The sequence below is a fragment of the Pseudocolwellia sp. G5-9 genome (assembly GCF_055808995.1).
This window is the reverse complement of record NZ_CM147893.1, coordinates 1,973,260-1,998,202: the sequence shown is the minus strand read 5'-3', so window position 1 is coordinate 1,998,202 and position 24,943 is coordinate 1,973,260. Positions and strand designations below refer to the sequence as shown.

Genomic DNA, 24,943 nt, shown 5'->3' with positions numbered 1-24,943 from the left:
ACACACATATTCGTATTATGTGACAGTTCTAAATGCTTTACCTGTATAGGTAACATCTTCAGTTTTTAAAGGAGAGAAACCGCCTTTAATTCTCTCTTTAGTGTCGGTATAGCACGCGGTAACACCGCTAATAACAACAGAGGAAAAAATTCGGTAGACTTCTTGAGGGCTGTAACCTTGATCTGATAAAAAAGCGGAAACATAACCATTTACATTCATGGTTTCCTCAAACCTTTTGTTCAGCTGCTCTTCTATTTTATAGGCTAATGAAAGGTGCTCCCCAATACTAAAGTTCAAATCTTTAGTTACCTTTTCCATAGCGGGTATGCGCTCATCACCTTTAGCTATAGGTCTTATATAGCCCATTAAATATGGTTTTCCACCATTTTTCTTTACTTCATTTGTTATGAAGTCATCAATGGATAATCCTTTTGTTATTTCTTGATACGCTCGTTGAATAAATTTAACTCCGCTAATAAGAGGTTTTATACCATATGATTTAGAGTCTGCCGCTAATACACCTAAAGTGGATGCTGCAACTGAAGTTGTTCTCGCGCTTCCTGCTAAGGCTCCAATTCTGTTACACCATATTCTAGGGTCTGGCCAACTCAAACAAATATGTATTGCTTCAATCCAATCAGCCAATGCTTTAGAGGGAAGACGTCCAGTTGCGTTCAATATTACCACTTGCATATAGCTAGTTTTACCAACAAGGTCTTCCATCATGTCGTAACCACAACATTGAACACCTTCCCCTAGTTTCCAACCACCTCGCGCGCTTACTATACGGCCATGATAATATTCCCAGTCTTGATAATTATTCATTATGTAATTTCTCAATTGTGTAGGCTTCATCAGTTTCAAATACCATAGAAGTTAAGGGCTTGTTGCTATATTCTAAGCCGTGCGCTAATAACCCAGGGGCTGCGAATAGTTGCATTACAGAGGCGCCTTGGCGTGGTTGAAAGCCTAAGTCTGCTAATATTGCTGCACATATACTGGCTTTAGTTATGCCTATATTTTCATTATATATAAGAGATTGTAGTTGGTATAACCAAGAAAATACTTTTCCATCGTTGGCATAAGGCACTAGCTTTTCAAGAAGCGTATTAGCATAAGTATCAGCATCACCATAATGTTGAGTAATACTGGGGATTTTTTCTTGTAAAGCTTCTTCTTTTACTTCTTCCGCGGGTTTTCTAGCATATTTTCTAAATAAACGAATAGTGGCTTCTATTTCACCAGCACCATCAAATGTACCACCATAAATACCTAAGGAAATAGGAAGGATATTTACAGTATCTGATTTTCCTACACCTGCAATAATGCTGGCTTGAGCCGCAGGGTGACGTACACCTGGGTTAATTAGTGCGATAGCCAGTTTGTTAAACAATATACTCTGCTCCTTTGAGGGAAGCTCTCCTCTAAGGAGCAAAAAAATAACATCAGCAAAGTTACAGTTTTCTAATAGATCTAAATGGTCGTATCCATGTATAAATTGTTTATCAACTAAATATGGATTGTGTTCAGGTGGTTGCTCTAGGGTGATTTTAGTTTCTATTTTTACAGAAAATTGTTCACCACGAGATTTTACGTCACTAAAAGATGATTTCATTAGAATGTGTACCTAAGTTCAGTATGTAAATAACGTTCAGATAAAGGAAGGTCGTTTGGAATGTTTACAGTTGAGCCATTATTAAATGAAGGCTCTCTAGCGTCTTTATCGAAAATGTTTTTAGCAATTATGGCTAGCTCAATAGGGGTATCGTCACTTTTCCAACGCATACTGATATCACTCGTCCAATAATCAGAAATATCATCACGGGGATCGTCAAAGCTGCGTAACCTGTTTTTGACAAAATTATTTTTCATATTCAGTAGAAGAGTATCGCTGATATTCCAATTAATTTGAGTGAACATTTGCTGTTCAGGTACATTAGCAACTTTGGTATTAGTATTCTTGTTTTCTGCTTTAGAAATAGAGTAATTGGCTGAAATACTAATGCTATTGGTAAGTTTCCAGTTAATTTCTAATTCGCTACCATACGCTATTTGTGTACCAAAATTTTGAGCTGTATTACCATTTTGATTAGGAATATATTGGATGATATTATCCCATTCATAGTAGTAAAAACTTAAAATAGCGCCAAAACCTGAGCCTGGGTGATAGTCAAAAGCGAGTTCGGTGGTTTCAATAACTTCAGGTTTTAAATCAGGATTACCTAAAGCAACGGGGTTATTAATATTCCCTATATCAGCATAGGAAGGAGCTCTAAAAGCTTTGCCATAGAGAAGTTTTGTAGATAGGTTTAAGTTGGTAGACCACACTAAAGCTAATCGAGGATTAGTTGTATTCCCAAAATCAGAATAGTTGTCATATCTAATTCCTGCGGTTAATTCCCAATCATTGGCAATACTCCATAAATCTTGAACAAATATATATTTATTGGTTCGATCTGTTTCACGTAAAAAAACGTAAGGAGTATCAGATACGTCAACTAATGGGCTATTAGGGATGATAAATTCACCATTAGGTCCTAATGCAAAATTTTTAGTTTCTTGTGTTCGGTATAGGTCGCTATAAAAATACCCGACACCTAATGTTAGTGTATGTTTTTCAATACCATTATAAATTGAAGATATATTTACTCTACTTTGCTGTTCCCAATTTTCGGGGTTACCAATCACCCCGTCTTTAAAGGGAGCCCCTAATCCAATATCTGCGCCTTTGGGGTAAATTAAATAATTATTTTTAACTTGTTGGGATGTGTTGAAGTAGCTTGCTTGCGCATTTAACTGCCAATTATCAGTTAAGTATTTGACGTAATTGATATCTATATTATAACGCTTACTTTCTTGTTGAGCATCTGGGTCCAATGCTTCCCCTAAGCCTGTACCAACACCTGTGTTATTTCTTAATTGGTAACCAGCTCTTAAGGTAAAATCTAAATAATTAATTTCTGTTCTTATATCGATGTTTTCGGTGCTTAAATTTAATTTCCCTGGGGCATTGCTGACATTAGTATTAAATACATTATCTAATAAGGTTTGCGCATCTTGTTCTATAACTTTATCGGATCCATCTGTTTTATGGTATTCAACTATCGCTGAATATTTTAGGTCTTGCTGTTGGCCTGATATATTGAACCAAGCATCATTTGTTGAATTAGTGCCTAACCTAACCGAAATTTCGTTTTTTTGAATATTGTCAGCATTTTTCGTTATGATGTTAATAACACCCGAAAATGCATCAGCGCCATATATAGCAGAGCCGGGCCCGCGAATAACTTCTATACGCGCTATGGCTTCAACAGGCATTCCACCCCAAACTTGGCCTCTATCTCCTACAAAGTTATTAGTGATTGGAATACCATTAACCAACATTAACACTTGAGAATTATAGGAACTATGTACGCCTCTGAAGCTATAAATAGGGTTGTAACCAACAGCGTTTCTAGATACATGTAAACCAGGTACTGCTTCTAATACTTCATCTATATCAGTAGCCCCCATATTTTTAATTTGTTGACTGGTAAATACACTGGCGACAGCAGGGGCTTTATATATTTGTGTTTTTATTCCTGTTGCTATTTCAACCAACTCTTCACTGCCGTAAAAATCTACAAAATAATCATCGTTCTCTTCTAGGTCATAACCTTGCGCAAATACATTGGGGACTACTGAAAATGCAGCTAATAAAGAAAGGGTGATCAATTTCATAAACAGTACAGCTTCCTGATGTTAAAAAATAGAATAAAATTAACAATATCAAATTTATACATGATAATTTTAGTGAAGTACATTATTTTAAATCTTTAAGTAATATCATCATTTCCTGTGAGGAAAACAGCGCCTTCTTGCAAGCTTTTTACGCGATCCATCATCGGAGGGATTTCGTTACTATCTATTCTTATATCTAAAACGGTGGGCACGTTTTTATTAAAAACAGCGTGAATATCTAAAGCCATTAGCTCTTGTGGTGATTCAAATATATAACCGTCAGCCCCTTGAGCTTGAGCGAGTAAAGCAAAATCAACTTGGTTCAACTTCCAGCCCACTTGCTCGGCATTACTCATTCTTTGACCAAATTTAACCATGCCGTAAGCACTATCATTAAGTACGATAAAAAGTATAGGGAGTTTATTATCAACCGCTACGCCTATTTCGTGAGAGCTCATTTGCCAAGCACCATCACCAATTAAACATACATGAGGCTTGTCGGGAGATGCCATAGCAGAACCAATTACAGCGCCCATTGACCAAGCCATACTGCCAAACCCCATGGCGATACGATAGCAACCTGAATTGTTTGAAGTCGTTAAATAGTGTGTTGCCCAAGCCCAAATATTTCCTGCATCAATAAAAAAACGTGTATCTTCGGGTAGTTGTGTGGATAGGTAACCCATGAGTCGTTGTGGTTTGATGGGAATGTCATTAGATATACATTTATGTTCGTCAATCAGTTCTGCATACCCACCTAATACATTTTTATTGCATTCTAGTTCTATACCTTCCCAAGTTCTTCGCCAGCTTTGTTGAGATATTTTATTTAATAATCTATTTACAATGCCTTTCAGGTGGCCACATACATGAAGTTTCGCCATAGGAGAGCGACTGAAGCTATCAACAGAAGAGTCAATATGAATAAGTTTCTCGTTTAATAAGTCACTACTTAAGCCACCAATACCTGTTTCAGTAATTGAGGTGCCAAAAGCAAGAATGAGTTCAATATCATCATTTTTAAAAAGCTCACGCGCAGAACTATGACCAGCATAACCGTATACACCGTAGTAAAGAGGGTGCTTTTCATTTACCCATCTTTTCCCCATGGGCCCAGACACAAAAGGGGCATTAATGGTTTCAGCTAATGCTTCAATTTGCTGGTATGCGCCAGCGCAACTATGTCCAACATATATAACAATTTTATTTACTTTGATAATTTCTTCAATCAGTTGCTCTACGGCAATTGTGTCTTCTAAAGAGGCTTTATTCATTAAGTAATTGATATGAACATTTGGATTTTCATGCCCGTAAGGCATACGCAAAACATCTGAAGGAATACTTATATGAACAGGGCCTCGTGGAGTTTGGTATGTTTCCATTAGGGCTGATATTAATTTACTTTCTAGTTGTAGTTCGTGGGAAACTAATGCGTTATATTTTGTACAGTTTCTGAATATACTAACGGTATCAATGGCTGTTTCGCTGGAGTCTTGTAAAGAACGTTTACCAAACTTGGGTAAAGCTGTTTGTGCTGTAATTACAAGCATTGATGATTTATCAACAGAGGCTGAGGCAACTCCGGTTATAAGGTTTGTTGCACCTGGGCCTGTTGTTGAGCATACAACACCTAATTTACCTGTTTCTCTAAAATAACCATCTGCCATAAATGCAGCAGCACACTCATGCCTAGCGATAACAAGTTTAGGCCCGCCATTTCTTTCTGAACGTGCTAAAGCATTTATAAAGGGTTCAATTGCGCCTCCAGGTACCCCAAAAACACAGTCAATTTTGAGTTCTTTAAGGTATGTAATGATTAGGTCTGCATAATCAAATGCATGTTCTTGAGGCGCTACTAAATTTTGGTGACTCATAATTTTCTCAGTTAAACTTACTATTAAAATACGACAATTATTTATAGAGCTAAAAATTAGCCTCATAAAAATTAAATGTAATAGAACAATTTCTTGATTAAATTTTAGTGCTTGTTGCTGTTAAGTTAATTTAATTTATCTTGATATATTTCCTTGATGCATTTGGGTTTGGCAATATGATAACCTTGTGCAAAATCAACGCCTAATTCATTCAATTTTATTAGAGTTGCTTCATTTTCTACAAATTCAGCGATTGTTTTTTTATTGAGTGCTTTCGCCGTTTCGTTGATTGCTTTTACTAGTGCCGCATCTGTTGAATCTTTTAGCATGTCTTTTACAAAAGAACCGTCAATTTTAACATGCTCTGCCGGAATTTGTTTTAAGTAAGTAAAAGTACTAAAACCCGTGCCAAAGTCATCAATAGCAAAGCTACAACCAATTTCATTTAAGCGGTTTACTAGGCGTTGAGTACCGGTAATATTTGATAAGCTAGCGCTTTCGGTGAGCTCAAAAATAATTTGTGAAGGTTTAATGTTGTATTGAGATAATCGTTCTTCTATATATAAAACTAAGCGATCATCGCTAAAGGCTTGAGCAGATAAGTTAATGGCAACTTTTTCTAATAGATCGTATTCATGCACTAGTTTCATGGCTTTATCTATTACATGGCGATCGAGTATATTCATATCACCTGCTTTTTCGAGGTGGTGTATGAATTTGTCAGGATAAACGAGCTGATCGTCAACAATAAGTCGTACTAGGGCTTCATAGCATTCTGTTTTACGCGTTTTTACATCAATAATTGGTTGGAAGTGTAATACTATATTGTCTTCACTGAGCGCTTTTTGTAGTTTTTGGGCCCATTCAAAACTTTGTTTAATTTCATCTGTCAGTTTGTCTTCTTGGGTAAAAGTATGAACTCGGTTTCGTCCATTATCTTTAGCGACAAACATGGCTATATCAGCTTGTTGTAAATAAATGTCGCTTGATAAAGCTTTACCGTCAATGGCTGAAATACCTATACTACAACTGACTTTATAAACTTTGTCACCAAAACGAAAACTGGCTTCTTCTATAGTTTTACAAATTTGTTGAGCTAATTTTTGTGCTTCTTTTACATTCGTGTTTTGCAGAATAATAGCAAATTCATCACCACCAATTCGGCATAAGTAATCGCTTCCTCTTACTCTTTCAGACAGTAAGTGTGAGATTTCTTTTAAAACCAAATCGCCTTGCTGGTGACCTTGTGAATCATTAATTATTTTGAAATGATCTAAATCTACGTAGAGTAACGAGTTTACAGTGTTAGAGCGGGCCGTTGCTTTAGCAATATTAACCAGTACGTCATCAAAGTAATAGCGATTATGTATACCTGTTAGCGTATCGTGTAAAGCGACGTGTTGTAATTTTTCTTCTGCTTTTTTTCTTAATGAAATATCATCAATAGTGCCAGATATACCCATGAATTGATGGTGTTCATCGTAATAAGATGAAAGTGTTAATTCACACCAAAAAAATGAGTTAGATGATGTTTTTAAAGTAAACTCTATTATTTCTTTTTCTTGTTTGCCTTGCACTAATGTTTGATAGGTTTCATTTAAAAACGGTTTTATTTTATCACTTGATTCATGAACATAATCAGTAAGATGTTTTCCTATACTTTCAGATATTAAATAACCTGTAGTTTGATGCCACGCACTGTTTAAGAAAGATATAATACCTTCAGCTGTTAGCTCTATAACAATATTATTTAGGCTATTTAATATTCTGTAATGAACTTTTGATAATGACTCAAATTTTTCTTGTTCTTGTCTTAGGGCTTGCGCTTTAGTCGAAAACTGTTCATTAGCTATAATAAAATCTTCGCGTTTCTCGGCAATACTACACACCTTTCTTAATTGTTCAGCTTTGAAAGGTTTTTGAATGTAATCAGAAGCCCCTTTTTTTAGCATTAATTCGGCTAAATCAGCATTGCCGTGTGCTGTCATTGCTATAACCGTTTGACTTGGTGCCATTGTTATAATGTGATCTAACACTTCATCGCCAGACATTCCCGGCATCATAATGTCTAAAAGTACAATGTCGTATGATTTATTTTTGAATTTTTGTAAACCAATCAAGCCGTTTTCAGCTAACTCAATGTCATAATTATGTCTTAACATGCGTTCAATGAGCTGAGCTGTATCGGAGGTGTCTTCAATTACTAATATTTTAGTTTTTTGGTTTAAATTATCTTTTCCTGTTATCGCTTCTTGAACAATACTTGAAAGTAAGTCAATTTCTTGAAATGAAACCACCTTATTTATATCAAATATTTTTGCGGTTGTTTCAGCAATACGTTCACTATGATTTTCAGTAATTAATATAACGGGAATGTCAGCGTTTTCGGATAATATGCCAGAGCGAATTAATCGAGTTAATTTCCAACCATCTACTTGTCCAATAGCGACTTCAGTAATAACAGCATCAATATTTTTTGAACGAAGAATTGCAACAGCTTCTATACTGTTTTTGGCATGAATAAGCAGCGTTTCACTGTTAGATAGATTTAAATTAATTTTATTAATAATCAAATCATTTGAAGTAATGATTAATAAGGTTAATGGTTTGTTACGAGAAGTTTGTAATTTTTTAAATAGCACTTTTTTTTCAAACTACTTGATGGCAATAGGGCTATATTTATATATTTTTTCAATTAAAGCAATGAATTAAATGTAAATATTTTTTTGAAAGGTCCGATTTGTTTCATGAGAAAATGTTAGTTTGGTGTTTGATGTTAGTCTGTAAATTAATATGTTTGAACTCGAGAAGCACCATTGCTCTGGAGTTCAAGCAACTTCTACTTTTTAACTTTTCTGGTTTTCTGCCTACTTTAGTTGAAAGGAGTATTTTAAATTTTTGATAAATATTTATAGTTATCCATGGTAGCTTTATTCTTTTTAAAAAATAAAGTTGGTTGTTAAATAAAAGGCTTATATCTTAAGTTTCATTTGTTACTATTGTTAACAATGATATTGTATTTATGTTGTTGTTTTACGTGTGTTTGGGCGTTTAAAAAAACTTGTTTAAAACTACATTTATAAATTTGTACTTATTAAATGAGGTGCTTTTAATAACAAAGTAAGTGGTAATTTATCGTGTTTTTATCATATTACAGCGTTTTATTTTATTAAAATAACTTATAGTTAAAGTACAATAAAGCGTATTAAAATTAAAATTAAAATTAGGGAAGCTCAGTGAAAATTAAAGTGTGGATAATTACTCTTATTGTTATTGCATTGGTATTGCTTGGTTTGTATTCATACAAGCAATATTTAATGTCGCCTAGTGGCGGTGCATCTGCTGGTGATTTTGAGCCTGCTGCAACTGTTGAAGCCACTGAAACTAAAATGAGTGTGTTTCAAAACACCGTTCAAGTTACAGGGAACATTAAAGCACCACAGCAGTTAATATTAAAAAACGAACTTGCTGGGAAAATCACTGGATTATTTTTAACTTCTGGAGAAATTGTTAAAAAAGGTAAAACGCTATTAACACTTGATACCAGTAACGAAGAGGCCAGTTTAATTGCGGCTAAAGCGCGTGTTACTTTGTCTGAGCAAACATTAAAGCGTTATAAAAATCTTGTTTCTCGTAATGAGATTAGTGCTGAATTAGTTGATAAAGCGACATCTGACCTCGCTATCGCAACATCTGAAGTTATGTCTCTTAATACTAAAATTGAAAAAAAGACCATTACCGCGCCTTTTGATGCTGTTGTTGGCTTACATAATTTAACACAAGGCCAATATTTAGATAGTAATAGTCAAATAGCTGATTTAGTTGGTGTAACTGATCATTTATGGGTTGAGTTTTCATTGCCTCAGTCGTTTTCTGAACTTGCTATTAATGAAACAGTCATGATTAACAGTTCAAATGGTTTAGCATTATCTGCCAATATTATTGCGGTAGAACCTGTACTGACTTCACAATCTCGTCATTTAACATATAGAGCGCAGTTTAGTGTGAAAAATAATGCCATTAAACCGAATTCATTAGTGAATGTAGTCGCTCCTATCAGTGATGTTGAAAACCGCATTAGTATTCCTGATGTAGCGTTAACTCATGACCAATTTGGTGATTACGTATTCATACTAACACCAGAAGAAGGTGGGCAAGGTAGTTATCGTGCTAAGCGTAAACAAGTGACGATAGCGCTGAAAAATGAAACAGACGTTGTATTGAAAAATGGTTTAGAAGAAGGGCAAACCATAGCGACTCTTGGTGCTTTTAAACTTCGTGACGGTATGAAGGTTTTTATCGCAAAAGCTGCCCCAACTGCTGAACAATAAGGAATATTATGGCCACACTTGAGTACAATAAAGCCAGCATAATGGATATGTTTGTTCGTAAACCCGTATTGTCTATTGTTTTGTCGTTAGTGATTTGTTTATCGGGCATATGGGCCGCGTTTGATATACCTGTTATTCAGTTTCCGCAAATGGAAAGCTCATCGTTAGTCATTAATACTTATTACACAGGCGCTTCAGCTAAAGTTGTTAAGGGCTTTATTACTGATCCTATTGAGCGTGTATCTTCTACAATACCAGGTGTTGATTATGTTGATTCAACAACAACAGCGGGAAGTAGTACGGTTACCGTTCATTTAAATTTGAATGAAGACAGTACAAAAGCTTTAGCCGAAATTAACACTAAGTTGAGTCAAATTCGCTTTGAGTTGCCTGAAGGAGCACAAGACCCTGTGGTGTCTGTTGTTCGTGCTGATCGATCTTTTGCGGCTTTTTATTTAAACGTTAATTCAAATAAAAACAATCCTTCTATGTTAAGTGACTACTTAACAAGACAGGTACTTCCAGCTCTTACCAGCATTGATGGAGTACAGAAGGTTGAACTCGAAGGCGGTCGAAAAATTGCCATGCGCGTAAATTTAAATCCTGAACGTATCGCCGCCTACAAGCTAAGCACCGTTGATGTTTTTAACGCTTTAAGAGCTAACAACACCATAGCAACTTTGGGATACAGCCAAAACGATCGTCAGCAAATTGATATTGTGACTAACTCTCAGTTATCTAGCGTTAAAGAATTCGAAGACTTGGTGGTAACAAAAATTAATGACGACGTTATTTATTTAAAAGATATAGCGAATATTTCTTTAGGAGCAGAAGAAGCGAATGTTACGGCAAGAATCAATAACACCAACACCATTTATATTTCAGTTTGGCCTTTACCAGGAGCTAATGAAATTTCAATTGGAGATGCACTTTATCAATCCGTAGAAGAAATAAATAAAACATTACCAGATGGTATTGATATTGAGTTTGCTTACGACGGCACGCTGTATATGCGTGACTCACTGAAAGAAATAATTATCACCTTATTTGAAACAATCACCATTGTGGGTTTAGTGGTTTTAGCCTTAATGGGATCGTTTAGAAGTGCATTAGTGCCATTAATTACTATTCCAATTTCAATTTTAGGTGCTATTTGGACTATGTCGTTAATGGGTTTTTCATTAAACCTATTAACTGTACTTGCCATTGTTCTATCTGTGGGATTAGTGGTAGATGACGCGATTGTTGTTGTTGAAAACGTTGCGCGCTATATGCGAGATGGTAAAACCCGTACTGAAGCGGCTCTACAAAGTTCAAGACAATTACTTGTACCTATTATATCTATGACATTAACCTTGGCTGCGGTATATGCACCGATTGGTTTTTTATCAGGTTTAACGGGTATGTTGTTTAAAGAGTTTGCCTTTACATTAGCAATTGCTGTGTTGTTCTCGGGTATTGTAGCTGTAACTTTGTCGCCTATTATGAGTGCCCATATCTCTCCGTCTGACGGAAAAGAGGGCAGCATGACCAAATATGTAAACGCTATATTTTTCCGTATTCAGCGTGCCTATGCAAAATTGTTAGATTTCGTTTTTACGATTAAAACTCAAATTGTTTTAGTCGCTGCCATTGTTGCAATGCTTACCGTACCCTTTTATTTATATTCTGCTAAAGAGTTAGCCCCCATTGAAGATCAAAGTATGGTAGTGGTTATTATTCAATCACCACCAGAATCGTCTATGGCGTATAACATAGAACATACTATTAAAATGGTAGATAAATTATTAACTATTCCTAACAGTGAAGCTATTTGGCAAGTGGTTTTTAAAAGTGGTGGCTTTGGTGGCTTAAACTTTGTAAAACCTGATGAACGTAAAGAAAGTGCTGAAGATCTTGTTCCTATGGTTTATATGAATTTAGTCGGGAACTCGGGGTTAGATTCACTTCCTATATTACCTCCATCATTACCAACAGCAGGGCAATTTGATGTTGAGTTGGTGATCAAATCGCCTGATTCTTACGAAACCATGAAAGGCTATACCGATAAATTGGTTGGTGCAGCTTTTGCCAGCGGACAGTTTTTATTTGCTGATACTGATTTGAAGATTGATTTACCACAAATGGAACTCAGTATAGATAGACAAAAAATTTCTGATTTAGGGCTTAGCTTTGCAGACATAAATCAACAGCTAAGTGTTTTTTTATCAAGTAACTACGTTAATCGATTTGATTCAAACGGCAAAGCTTATCAAGTTATTCCTATGGTAAATAATAAGGTAAGAGCTAACCCAGAAGATATTTTAAGTTTAACCATTAAAACGCCAAGTAACAGTTTAGTGACTGTTTCTAGCTTTGCTAAAATTAAATGGTTGATTGGTCCTAGACAACTCACCACATTTAATCAGCAAAACTCTATTAAAATCTTTGGCGGTGTTTTACCAGGGGTAAGTAAAGAAGCAGCATTAGCTACATTGGAAAAAGCGGCTGCTGATATATTACCTAAATCATATCGATTAGATTACGCGGGTGAGTCTCGCCAAATTAGATCTGAAGGTAGTACGTTAATGAGCGTATTAGGGGTTTCATCTATTATTGTATTTTTCATTTTAGCGATTCAGTTTAATAGTTTTAGAGATCCGTTAGTGGTGTTATTTGGTTGTGTACCTTTAGCTTTATCAGGCGCATTGCTTTTACCTTTTATTGAGTTAACAACAATCAATATTTATTCACAAATAGGCTTAATCACCTTGGTGGGCTTAATTGCTAAAAATGGTATTTTGATCGTTGAATTTGCTAACCATGTTCAAGAACAAGGTAAAACAAAATTAGAAGCGGTAACCGAAGCGGCTATAACACGATTAAGACCTATTATGATGACAACGGCGGCAACTGTTTTTGGGCATCTCCCATTAGTATTTGTAACAGGTGCTGGCGCAGAAGCACGTAACAGTATTGGTATTATATTAGTAGCCGGTATGTTAATTGGTACTGTGTTCACATTATTTATATTACCCGTGTTTTATTTATGGTTTGCTGAAAAACGAGAAAAAACCATTGATATTATGTAAGTAACGTACAATATTCGTTAGCATAATAAGGATAGGCAGGAGAACTCAATTCTCTTTAAAACCTATCCTTTTTTATTTCTTTAATTTAAACCACAATTGGAAAATATTCCTAAATGTTGTCTCTCTTTTCTTACGAACTCTCTTATAACGCTTTATTACTGTTATTTCTTGTGGCTTTTTTTATTGGTATGGCTAAAACAGGTGTTAGCGGTATTTCAATGTTTGCCGTGCCTTTACTCGCGTTAAACTTTGGTGGTAAAGAATCAACAGGCATTATGTTACCTCTATTAGTTATGGCCGATATTTTTGGTGTTTTTTATTATCACCGTAGCGCTAATTGGTACTATTTAAAAAAGCTATTTCCTTGGGCTGCTATAGGAGTAATTATTGGTACCTTGATAGGAGAATATGTTGATGATCAAATATTTCGTCAACTTATGGGGATTATTTTATTTGGTAGTTTGGCCCTAATGATTTGGCAAGAGCAAAATAAACGCGTAAATGTGCCTGATTATATGTGGTTCGCTATTTTAATGGGGCTATTAGGCGGTATAACGACCATGGTGGGGAACTTAGCTGGAGTGGTAATGGCCTTATACTTATTAAGTATGAGATTACCCAAAAATGAATTTATAGGAACAGCTGCTTGTTTCTTTTTAGCGGTAAATTTATTCAAAGTACCATTTCATATTTTTGTATGGGAAACCATCACTATAGATTCATTCTTATTGAATATCATAAGCTTACCGTTTATCGCATTAGGCGCATATGCGGGGGTATTTATTGTTAAAAGAATACCCAATAAACAATATAGGTGGTGGGTTATTGGTATGACGGTATTAGCGGCTGTTTTTATGGTTTTATAAAAAACTAGGATAAGGAAGATATGGAAATCGTTTTAATTAGGCATGGTAAGCCTGTCGCTGCAGTTAACAGCATGATGAATGCTATCAGCTATGTCAAATGGGTAAGGCAATACCACCTATCCGAAATATCAAATAACAGTAGGCCCAACTATCAACATGTTCAAGACTACAAGTCTCACTTTGTTGTATCAAGTGATCTTAAAAGAGCACTGCATTCAGCACATATATTTACCGGAAAATCACCTGAATTAATAGATCAAACATTAAGAGAAATGGAATTACCACGTTATAAACTTCCCTTATATTTACCTACAGTGGTTTGGCTTTATAGCTGTCGTATTTTTTGGTTACTTCGGTTTAAAGGGCACTTTGAAACTTATAAACAATCTAAAATACGCTCTATAAGAGCGGCACTTACTTTAATTCGATTAGCTGAAAAAGAAGAAAAAATAGTTGTTTTTGGGCATGGGCTAATTAATCGCTTTATTCGAAAAGTACTTATCAAAAAAGGCTGGAAATTAACAACTAAAAGTAGCGATTATTGGGGAGTAACTCAATTAAAATTATAACTGTACGCATTAATATAATTTACTGTATAAAACTAATAGAAATTAAAAGAGTAACTTTTTTTTAAATTTTTTTAAAAAGTTACTAATTAATATAAAATTGTTATTTTTCAATGGATAGCAAGTCTTGTTATTGATTTATTTTCCAGTATAAAAAATAAATTAATAAAAAACTTGATACTGTACGACTATACAGTATACTTGTTTCATTAAAATGAATTAAGCACCTAAATCATCTTGGAGCAATAAATAATGAACGAGAATAAAGAAAAAGCACTTTCTGCTGCGTTAAGTCAAATAGAACGTCAATTTGGTAAAGGCTCAATAATGAAGTTGGGTGATAACCGTAGTATGGATGTAGAAACAATCTCTACAGGTTCGTTAGGATTAGATATCGCACTAGGTGCTGGCGGTTTACCATTAGGCCGTGTTGTAGAGATATACGGACCAGAGTCTAGTGGTAAAACAACCTTAACATTAGAAGTTATCGCGGAAGCTCAGCGTAATGGAAAAATTTGTGCTTTTGTTGATGCCGAGCATGCACTTGACCCAATTTACGCAGGTAAACTAGGTGTAAATATTAATGAATTATTAGTATCTCAACCTGATACGGGTGAACAAGCTTTAGAAATTTGTGACATGTTAACGCGTTCAGGTGCTGTTGACGTAATTGTTGTCGATTCTGTTGCAGCTCTTACACCTAAAGCTGAAATTGAAGGTGACATGGGCGACTCGCATATGGGTCTTCAAGCAAGAATGTTATCTCAAGCAATGCGTAAACTTACAGGTAACCTTAAACAATCAAATACCATGATGATTTTTATTAACCAAATTCGTATGAAGATTGGTGTAATGTTTGGTTCTCCAGAAACCACAACGGGTGGTAACGCATTAAAGTTTTATGCTTCAGTAAGATTAGATATTCGTCGTATTGGTGCTGTTAAAAATGGCGATGAAATTGTCGGTAACGAAACACGTGTTAAAGTTGTTAAAAATAAAATAGCTCCTCCGTTTAAACAAGTTGAATTTCAAATTTTATATGGCGAAGGTATTAACAGCTTAGGCGAGTTAATTGACCTAGGTGTTAAGCATAACATGGTTGAAAAAGCTGGTGCTTGGTATAGCTACAATGGCGATAAAATTGGTCAAGGTAAAGCTAACTCAACAAAATATCTAGCTGAAAATCCGGCAATAGCTAAAGAATTAGATTCACGTTTACGCGCAGAACTTTTAACTAAGAAAGTACCTGAGAGTGAAAAAACTGAAAAAGTAGAAGAAGCTGCTGAATAATCAGCAATCGTTTTCACTAAAATCTCGGCATGTCCGAGATTTTTTTTGATCTAAATTTATAAAGCTTAATATTAAATTCAGCGGGTATTTTTAAAACTTATGTCATTATATTTTTTAAGTTAGAAAATATTACAATCTGTTTAGACGTCTATACGTTTAGATGTTGACATAGCCATAATGAAAAATGCTATAATCATTCAAGCTAAATTTTGTATATTCTATAGGTTGAGTCTTATGCCCATTAAAATTCCTGATCAATTGCCTGCTTTATCTATTTTGAATAATGAAAATATTTTCGTTATGTCTGAGAATAGAGCTGCCCGTCAAGAAATTCGCCCAATGCAAGTGGCAATACTCAATTTAATGCCCAATAAAATTGAGACAGAAGTACAAATATTAAGAATGTTATCGAATACACCACTACAAATTAATATTGAGTTTGTACGTATTCATGCCAACGAATCGAAAAATACACCTAAAGAGCACTTAGAAAATTTTTATTGTTTATTTGATGATATTAAGCATAAACAGTACGATGGGTTAATTGTTACAGGGGCTCCATTAGCTTTAATGGATTATGATCAAGTGACTTTTTGGGATAAAATTTGTGAAGTATTTGATTGGGCCGAAGACAACGTAACTTCTACTATGTTTTCGTGTTGGGGAGCTCATGCTGCTTTATACTATCATTATGGTTTGCAAAGGCATTTAAGAAAGCAAAAGCTTTCAGGCGTTTTTACTCATAAACCTAATGATATAAAAGAACCGCTCACGCGTGGTTTTGAAGACTTATTTAAAGTACCTCATTCTCGTTATGGCTACATAGATAGAGAAGATTATTTATCTATAGAAGGTCTCAAAATTATTGCCGAATCGGAGCAAGCCGGTGTGTATGTTGCTGCCAGTAAAAATAAAAAACAGGTCTATTTAACAGGTCATCCGGAGTACGACGCTGAAACCTTACATGAGGAATTTATGCGCGACATAAATGCAGGAGGAAAGCCTGCTATACCGGAAAATTATTACCCTGATAATAATCCTGAAAACGAGGTGAGTAGTACGTGGCGTAGTCATGGTAGTTTGTTATTTACTAATTGGCTTAACTACTACGTTTATCAAATTACCCCATACAAATTAGATGCAAATAACATAAAAGCTATTAACCCTAATGATTAAATAGAACCAAGGTTCTTTTTATAGTAAATACATTTATACCAGTTTCATTCATGAGATTGTTATTAACGACCTTTTATCGGAAAAAATGATGCAAAAGTCAGCCAGTTTTGAAACATTTGAACAACAACTTCGTAAAAATATTTTAATACTTGATGGTGCTATGGGAACTATGATCCAAGCATACAAGTTTGAAGAACAAGACTATCGAGGTGATCGTTTTGCCGATTGGCATTCTGATGTAAAAGGCAATAATGATATGTTGGTGCTTACTCAGCCCGATATTATTAAAGCAATACATACCGAATATTTAGCTGCTGGCGCAGACATACTCGAAACCAATACGTTTAATGCCACAACTATTGCTATGGCTGATTACGATATGCAAGAGTACAGCGCTGAAATTAACTTGGTTGCTGCACAAATTGCTCGCCAAGCAGCTGATGAGTTTACGGCTAAAAACCCAGAGAAACCACGTTTTGTTGCTGGTGTTTTAGGGCCAACAAACCGTACTTGTTCAATATCTCCTGATGTAAATGATCCTGCTTTTCGAAATGTAACTTTTGACGAATTAAAAGACGCCTATATTGAATCAACTAAAGCATTAATTGAAGGTGGTTCAGATCTGATCTTGATTGAAACTATATTTGATACGTTAAATGCCAAAGCCGCAATATTTGCGGTTGAATGTGTATTTGAAGAGCTCGGTGTGCGATACCCCGTAATGATCTCCGGTACGATTACCGATGCATCAGGTCGTACATTATCAGGGCAAACAACTGAAGCATTTTATAACTCTTTACGTCACGCTAAACCTATATCATTTGGTTTGAACTGTGCTTTAGGGCCGGTTGAATTACGTGAATACGTACAAGAATTAAGTCGTATATCAGACACTGCTGTATCTGCTCACCCTAATGCGGGTTTACCTAATGCATTTGGTGAATACGACTTCACAGTAGAGGACATGAATTCACACGTAAGTGAATGGGCTGAATCTGGCTTTTTAAATATTATTGGTGGTTGTTGTGGTACAACACCTGAACATATTAAAGGTATGGCTGATTCAGTTGCGGGTATAACACCTCGCGAAATTAAGCCACGCGAAGTCGCTTGCCGCTTATCTGGATTAGAAGCCTTAACGATTAATGGTGATAGCCTATTTGTTAACGTAGGTGAACGAACTAACGTTACCGGTTCTGCTGTATTTAAACGTTTAATTACTGAAGCGAAGTTTGATGAAGCTATCGCAGTAGCTCTACAACAAGTAGAAAACGGCGCGCAAATCATCGATATCAACATGGATGAAGGCATGTTGGATTCAAAATCCGCGATGGTTCGCTTTTTGAATTTAATTGCCGGTGAGCCCGATATCGCCAAAGTACCAATTATGATCGATTCCTCTAAGTGGGACATCATAGAAGAAGGCTTAAAATGTATTCAAGGTAAAGGTATTGTTAACTCTATCAGTATGAAAGAGGGAGAAGATATCTTCCGCAAACAAGCTGAATTGTTACGTCGTTATGGCGCAGCCGTTATTGTTATGGCTTTTGATGAAGTAGGTCAAGCAGATACTCGTGAGCGTAAATACGAAATTTGTCATCGTGCTTACCATATATTAGTCGATGAGATTGGCTTCCCAGCAGAAGATATCATTTTTGATCCTAATATTTTTGCTGTAGCTACCGGTATTGAAGAACATAACAATTATGCCGTTGATTTTATTGAAGCCGTAAAAGATATTAAAGACAACCTACCGTACGCCATGATTTCAGGTGGTGTATCGAACGTTTCATTTTCATTTCGTGGTAATAACCCAGTACGTGAAGCGATTCATGCCGTATTTTTATATCACGCCATTAAAAATGGTATGGACATGGGAATTGTAAATGCGGGTCAGTTAGCTATTTATTCAGATATCCCGAAAGATTTATTAAAAGCTGTTGAAGACGTTATTCAGAACAGTGATGACGGAGCTACTGAGCGCTTATTAGATTTAGCTGAAGGTTATCGAGGGCAAGGCGGCAAAGCGAATAATAAAGCTGATTTAACATGGCGCGAATTGCCTATAAATAAACGTTTAGAACATTCGTTGGTTAAAGGTATTAACGAATTTATTATTGAAGATACCGAAGCGGCGCGTTTAATTGCAGCTCGCCCACTAGATGTCATTGAAGGTCCGTTAATGGACGGCATGAACGTAGTTGGTGATTTATTTGGTGCCGGTGAAATGTTTTTACCGCAAGTGGTTAAATCTGCGCGTGTAATGAAGCAGGCTGTAGCTCACTTAAATCCGTTTATTGAAGCCGAAAAAACCGAAGTTAAGTCTAATGGTAAAGTGCTATTAGCAACGGTAAAAGGCGACGTACATGATATAGGTAAAAATATTGTAGGCGTAGTTTTACAATGTAATAACTACGATATTGTTGACCTTGGCGTTATGGTTTCAACAGAGAAAATTCTTCAAGTAGCAAAAGAAGAAAAGTGCGACATTATTGGTTTGTCAGGTCTTATTACGCCATCACTTGATGAAATGGTACATGTTGCTAAAGAAATGAAGCGACTAGATTTTAATTTACCTCTGTTAATAGGTGGTGCAACAACATCTAAAGCACATACAGCGGTTAAAATTGAACCTCAATATGATCATCCTGTTGTTTATGTGCCTAATGCATCGCGCTCGGTTTCTGTAGTAAGTGCCTTGTTGTCTGATGAACTTCGCCCAGCATTTATGGAGCGTCAAAAAGAAGAATATGTACGTGTAAGAGAACGTCATTATAAAAAAGGTCCTCGTTCTACGCTCATTTCATTACAAGATGCTCGTAAAAATGCTGTTCCAATAAGTTTTGATGATTACACGCCAACGACACCTAAAAAGTTAGGCGTAACAGTATTAGATGATATTGATTTATCGATTGTGAGAAAGTACATCGATTGGACGCCATTCTTTATGACTTGGCAACTATCGGGTAAATACCCATTGATCCTTAAACATGAAGTGGTAGGTGAAGAAGCAACTAAGTTGTTTGATGATGCAAATGCCTTGTTGGATGATGTGATAGGTAATGGAAAACTAAAAGGTAAAGCGGTATTTGGTTTATTTCCTGCTCATCGTGAAAATGATGATTTGATCCTTTTTACTGATGATACCAGAACCACTAAATTAGAACGCTTACATCAATTACGTCAACAAAGTAAAAAACCCGCAGGGCAGTTTAACCGCTGTTTATCTGATTATGTTGCAGATGAAGCGTCAGGCATTAAAGATTATGTTGGTGCCTTTGCTGTATCAGCAGGTTTTGGCGTTGAAGAAATTGTAAAAGCCTTTGATGCGAATCATGACGATTACAATAGCATAATGGCTAAAGCTGTAGCCGATAGATTAGCAGAAGCGACCGCAGAATATTTACATGAAAAAATCCGTAAAGAATACTGGGGTTATGCTAAAGACGAAAATCTAGAAAACGATGATTTAATTCGTGAAAAATATCAAGGTATTCGTCCTGCTCCTGGTTACCCAGCATGCCCTGAACATACTGAAAAAGGCTTGTTGTGGAAGTTACTTGATGTTGAAAATAACATTGGTATGGAGTTAACGTCTAGCTACGCAATGTGGCCAGGTGCTGCCGTAAGTGGCTGGTATTTTGCTCACCCAGAAGCTAAGTACTTTGCTGTAGCTAAAGTAGCGAAAGACCAAGTAGAGGATTACGCTATAAGAAAAGAGATGACTATGCCGCAAGCTGAGCGTTGGTTATCGGCTAACTTAGATTATGAACCTGAGTAATAGGTTTAATATTAAGTGATAAGTTGAAAGGCTACTGTTAAGTAGCCTTTTTTGACCTTGGGTCTACAAATAAGTGATTATTTAATTATCGCGAGTAACTCATGAATGGTTTTAACTGCAGAAATGGTCGCTCCTAAACCTTCCATAGACTTATGATAATTTCTAAACGGAATAATTATTTGAGAAAAACCATGTTGGGCGGCTTCTTTTACGCGAGGAACGCCGCTATCAATAGGGCGTACATCACCGTTTAGACTTAGCTCACCCATAATGCAAGTTGTGCGCGGGATAATAAAATCATTTAAACTGCTCAGTAGTGCGGTAACTAGCGCAAGATCAATACAGGTTTCAGATTCATCTATTTTTAAACCACCCACGATATTAAAAAAGGTATCATGAAAAATCTTTGTTTTTGTATGTTTACGTAATATCCCCGTGAGCATTTTTATACGGTTCATGTTTAATCCTACGCATACTCTTTGCGGAAACTCTGCTTCAGTTTCTGTCGTTAAACATTGTATTTCTAATAAAATATTTCGGTTACCTTTTCTAATGCAGGTAATTGCCGAGCCGGGTGATTCGGTAGTAGATCCTGAGAGAAAAATCTCGCTAGGGTTATCAACACTGAGCATACCTTTTTCACACATTCTAAAAATACCTACAGTGTCTATATCACCAAAACGGTTTTTGTTGGCTCTGAGTGTACGTATTTGGCCGTCGTTGGTATCAATATGTAATAACGCATCAACAATATGAACTAAGGTTTGCGGGCCTGCAATTTCATTGTTTTTATTTACATGAGCGATAAGAAACATGGTGACATTATTTTGCTTACAATATTGGGTAAGTAATTGCGCAGCACCTTTTACTTGAGAAGGTGAACCTGGGCTACCATTGGCGTTATCGGTAACTACCGCTTGAATGGAGTCGATAACAGCAAACTTTATTTTTTTTGAATCAAGTTCTGCAATAATTGATTCAACACTTGTTTCAGACAGCAAGTAAAGGTTATCTTCGTTATAATTCAACTTTAAACGATTTACTCTATTTTTAAACTGAGAAAGTGATTCTTCAGCCGTACAGTAAAGGGAAGCGGTTGTTTCAGACATGCGAGCAACTAAATCTGAAAGTAGTGTGGTTTTTCCTGCGCCGGGGTCGCCTGATATAATATTGACAGAGCCAGTAGTAACACCACCACATAACACTCGATCAAGTTCTCCTATACCCGTAAGTTGTTTTTCAGCTTCAACAGAGTCTATTTCATTTATTTTTTTTGAACCGCCACCTATACCACCGGCATAACCGCCGCTATTGCCAGTCGCTTTTTTAACCTGACTTGTGGGAAGTTTCATTTCGGTGAGTGTATTCCATGCTCCACACTTACATTGACCTTGCCAACGAGGATGATTCATTCCGCAATCGGTACACACAAATTCAATTTTTGACGGTTTTGCCATATGGTTTTACCTATTTTTAAACGTATTGTTTGATAAGTGATTTATATTGTTATAAATTTTTATCGTATAAATAATGTATGCAATATTAAATTTATCAAAAAAGGTCAAATTTATGACAAACCTTAGGAGTAATAATTAATAATGCTATAAGTTTTTTTAAGCCCAGCAAACAAGCGCTTGAGCAAAAACATTAACAGTTAATGATTTTAATCTTCTAGAGGCATGAAAATTGCTGTGTTTTGATAATTGTTTTGTGATATACAATTACATGAGTATTTTGTATATGACTAAATATACTGAATTGTTACCTCTTTTTAACTGATATACAAACTTGAATGACTAATAATCTTGCTAAGTACCAAAAAATAATTGATGAGTTTCGTGGTCAAGTTCTAAATAAGGATTTTGAGACTAAATTTACTGCGAAAGTATCTCATCTTCCAAAAACTGAACGTTTCCTCTTAAAAATGGAATTAAAACGTTTGGCTGGCCCATGTACTCGATTAGTTGATTTACGAGGTCATGTTGATGGTGAGTGTAAAGTCTATGAAAACGAAGGTCGATCTCATTTTTTAGATGATATTGCCATTAAAGTTTTTGAAGAAAACCTAGCATTTTATGGAAAGTATACATTTGGTGTTTATGAAGCGGTAACCAATACAGAAAATAATTTTAGAGTTATATACCAAAAAGAGAAAGCGGGTATTAAAGCCCTTCAAATTAATAAAAAGCCTGCTCAAAAAGTGTTTGAAAAAACACAATACCCTGCACAATTATTTAAATTCGGCGATTATTTGAATCGCAAAGAAGAAAGAATGAACTTCTCAATTGTGCTATCAGTTACTTTAGATGGTAAAGCAATTAAGTGTAATAGCTCTGATATTAGCGTTAATGGTTGTAAGTTTAGGATCCCTAGCATTGAAAAACTTATCACAGGTAAAATAATTGCCATACGCTTTTTAGGCTTAGAAGAAGAATTTGAGTTTGGCTCAAATGATGTTTTTGAATATGAAGTAAAGAATATACAATTAATTGATAATATTCAGCTTGTTGGTGTGAAACGTGTTTACCCAAATGAAAATTTTAGAGACGGTTTTAAACAGTTTTTAGAAGGTTTTATACAAGGTAACAAAAGACGTTATAAAATTAATTTAGACAATACTATTAGTGCCTTACAAGCTCGTAACTTTGAACAATATGTTTTACCTAAGCTGAATGAATTACCTGTTTTTCTTGGAAAAGAAGAGGAAGGTTTTTTACCTAAATATGCTCTAACTTGCCCCAATAATCAGAATGTTTTCCAATATTGGCAAGATGAAGATAAGCATTCTACGCTTAACTTTTTACTCTCTGCTGAACGAATTCAGCGCTTAAAGAAAGTTGCTGTTATGGGTAATCATCTTTTGGTTTATAGCTTTATCCATAAAAGCCAAGATAAATACTACTTTTATACTGCTGATGAAATTCAGTTAAAAGCTGATTCAAGCTTTATGAGTCAATTTTTAGGTTTTGCCGCTAATAAATCTCATTTTGCTATTAGTACTTTATCAATTAAAGGAATTAATAAAGAAAAAGCGAATTCCTTTTTTACCTTGTCTGAATCTCTTGTTGCAAAAAATAAATATTTAAACTTACCTGTAAGTAATGAAAACTTAGCAAAAATTGATGCCTTATCTTGTTTAGTGGTTGTTAACGATATTACCGATGAATATTTAACCAAGACATACAGAGAATACAATTTTGATAATATTGAGCCATCTCGAATTAAAGCATTTGGTCATAAACGCTCCATTGCGCCTATCTATATAGAAGAATTGGGTATTCATTATAAAGACCACCGACAAGAAGCCCGATTTAAATATAGAACGTCTGTTGATGTAACATGCCAAAACCTTAAATGGCCAGCAAAGTCTCTCGATTTTTCGGCTTCAGGTCTTAAAATAGAATTTGAAAATGATGTAGCACTAAATAAAGGTGACATTGTTTATTTATCTTTTCCGGAATTACAAAAAGTTACCTCGGCATTTGATTTAAAAGCTTTGCCTTATGAAGTGGTTAGAGTTAATAAGAAAAAAACAATCATTAACCTTAGGGTTTATGTTGAAAAACATAAACATATTGGAAGAACTTTTTTTAAAGCCCTAATAGATAAAAACAAAGATAAATTAACGCCTGACGAATATGCTTTGATGGTGCCAAGTTTAGCTAAACCGCTTCGTAATATTTATAGTAGTGTACTTGATATTCCTAACTTAATTGTTCAAACAAGTGGTAGCCGATATAAAATTGAAGCGATTGCTAGTGGGCAAGCAAACGGAAAGTTACTATCATTTATGCGCCAAATAAGTGATAAAAAAAATACATATAATTTATACCCGTTATTAAATCATCTACACGCAACTAACGATTTAATGATTAGTCTTAAAAAGATGCATGCTTCAGATACGCCTATTACTACTATATTGTATGTTGCAATAAAACCGGGTGTAGAGCTTGTTGAAAACTCAGTCATCACAAAACTATCTACTGATTTAGGTACAATTAAATTACAAGATATGTTTATAAAAAATGCTTTAAAAACAGGTGACTTTTTATGTTTACAATTAAAGTTATCTAGAACTGATGCACCTGATATGGAATATTTAAGCCCTGAACTGGGTTACATTAGTTCTTATGCGATACATAGAGGCAAGCAAATAGAGCAAAATATATGGAATGTTTCAGGGGTGGTTCAAATTGTAGACATTACGAAAGAAACACTGTTAAGAGTTAAGCTTGGAGTGTAAGTATTTAACACATTGATAAGGAATA

The 24,943-nt window shown here is 35.3% G+C and carries 14 protein-coding genes; 8 read left to right on the top strand and 6 right to left on the bottom strand.

Annotation, left to right across the window (positions count from 1 at the left end):
• Positions 1-15: 15 nt before the first annotated feature.
• The 5 genes from AC0L5Q_RS08475 to AC0L5Q_RS08455 all read right to left on the bottom strand — a co-directional run bounded on the left by AC0L5Q_RS08475 (position 16) and on the right by AC0L5Q_RS08455 (position 8,236).
• Complete coding sequence (locus tag AC0L5Q_RS08475; protein WP_473617297.1) at positions 16-825, bottom strand: citrate synthase family protein; 810 nt, start codon at positions 823-825, stop codon at positions 16-18.
• Entirely contained in the window at positions 818-1,615 is a 798-nt protein-coding gene (locus AC0L5Q_RS08470) for a citrate synthase family protein (protein WP_473617294.1), read from the bottom strand. The genes AC0L5Q_RS08475 and AC0L5Q_RS08470 overlap by 8 nt, the downstream gene beginning before the upstream one ends.
• The gene (locus AC0L5Q_RS08465; RefSeq protein WP_473617290.1) at positions 1,615-3,720 is read right to left on the bottom strand and encodes a TonB-dependent receptor plug domain-containing protein; all 2,106 of its coding nucleotides are present in this window, start codon (positions 3,718-3,720) and stop codon (positions 1,615-1,617) included. The genes AC0L5Q_RS08470 and AC0L5Q_RS08465 overlap by 1 nt, the downstream gene beginning before the upstream one ends.
• A gap of 95 nt (positions 3,721-3,815) precedes the next feature.
• Positions 3,816-5,594: a thiamine pyrophosphate-binding protein gene (locus AC0L5Q_RS08460; protein ID WP_473617288.1), complete on the bottom strand. Its 1,779-nt coding sequence runs from the start codon at positions 5,592-5,594 to the stop codon at positions 3,816-3,818.
• 125 nt (positions 5,595-5,719) lie between these two features.
• Positions 5,720-8,236 (bottom strand): EAL domain-containing protein, encoded by a 2,517-nt coding sequence (locus AC0L5Q_RS08455; protein WP_473617284.1) that lies wholly within the window; start codon positions 8,234-8,236, stop codon positions 5,720-5,722.
• Between the two features lie 594 nt (positions 8,237-8,830).
• Here AC0L5Q_RS08455 and AC0L5Q_RS08450 point away from each other — a divergent pair.
• The 7 genes from AC0L5Q_RS08450 to metH all read left to right on the top strand — a co-directional run bounded on the left by AC0L5Q_RS08450 (position 8,831) and on the right by metH (position 20,675).
• Positions 8,831-9,925: an efflux RND transporter periplasmic adaptor subunit gene (locus AC0L5Q_RS08450; protein ID WP_473617282.1), complete on the top strand. Its 1,095-nt coding sequence runs from the start codon at positions 8,831-8,833 to the stop codon at positions 9,923-9,925.
• Between the two features lie 8 nt (positions 9,926-9,933).
• Positions 9,934-12,996, top strand: a complete 3,063-nt coding sequence (locus AC0L5Q_RS08445; RefSeq protein WP_473617278.1) for an efflux RND transporter permease subunit — start codon at positions 9,934-9,936, stop codon at positions 12,994-12,996.
• Positions 12,997-13,109: 113 nt separating this feature from the next.
• Entirely contained in the window at positions 13,110-13,862 is a 753-nt protein-coding gene (locus AC0L5Q_RS08440) for a sulfite exporter TauE/SafE family protein (protein ID WP_473617276.1), read from the top strand.
• Between the two features lie 20 nt (positions 13,863-13,882).
• A complete protein-coding gene (locus tag AC0L5Q_RS08435) occupies positions 13,883-14,431 on the top strand; it encodes a phosphoglycerate mutase family protein (RefSeq protein ID WP_473617272.1) in 549 nt (182 codons plus the stop codon).
• 249 nt (positions 14,432-14,680) lie between these two features.
• Positions 14,681-15,718 carry a recombinase RecA gene (gene recA / locus AC0L5Q_RS08430; RefSeq protein ID WP_077339552.1) on the top strand — a complete coding sequence of 346 codons (1,038 nt, stop codon included), beginning with the start codon at positions 14,681-14,683 and terminating at the stop codon, positions 15,716-15,718.
• A 234-nt stretch (positions 15,719-15,952) separates the two neighbouring features.
• Positions 15,953-16,894, top strand: coding sequence for a homoserine O-succinyltransferase MetA (metA, locus tag AC0L5Q_RS08425; RefSeq protein WP_473617267.1), 942 nt, complete (start codon positions 15,953-15,955; stop codon positions 16,892-16,894).
• A gap of 88 nt (positions 16,895-16,982) precedes the next feature.
• Positions 16,983-20,675 carry a methionine synthase gene (gene metH / locus AC0L5Q_RS08420; protein ID WP_473618274.1) on the top strand — a complete coding sequence of 1,231 codons (3,693 nt, stop codon included), beginning with the start codon at positions 16,983-16,985 and terminating at the stop codon, positions 20,673-20,675.
• Between the two features lie 77 nt (positions 20,676-20,752).
• Here metH and radA read toward each other — a convergent pair whose 3' ends face one another.
• A complete protein-coding gene (radA, locus tag AC0L5Q_RS08415; protein ID WP_473617264.1) occupies positions 20,753-22,132 on the bottom strand; it encodes a DNA repair protein RadA in 1,380 nt (459 codons plus the stop codon).
• A 335-nt stretch (positions 22,133-22,467) separates the two neighbouring features.
• Here radA and AC0L5Q_RS08410 point away from each other — a divergent pair, with 335 nt between their 5' ends.
• Positions 22,468-24,918 carry a PilZ domain-containing protein gene (locus AC0L5Q_RS08410; protein WP_473617260.1) on the top strand — a complete coding sequence of 817 codons (2,451 nt, stop codon included), beginning with the start codon at positions 22,468-22,470 and terminating at the stop codon, positions 24,916-24,918.
• Positions 24,919-24,943: the final 25 nt, after the last annotated feature.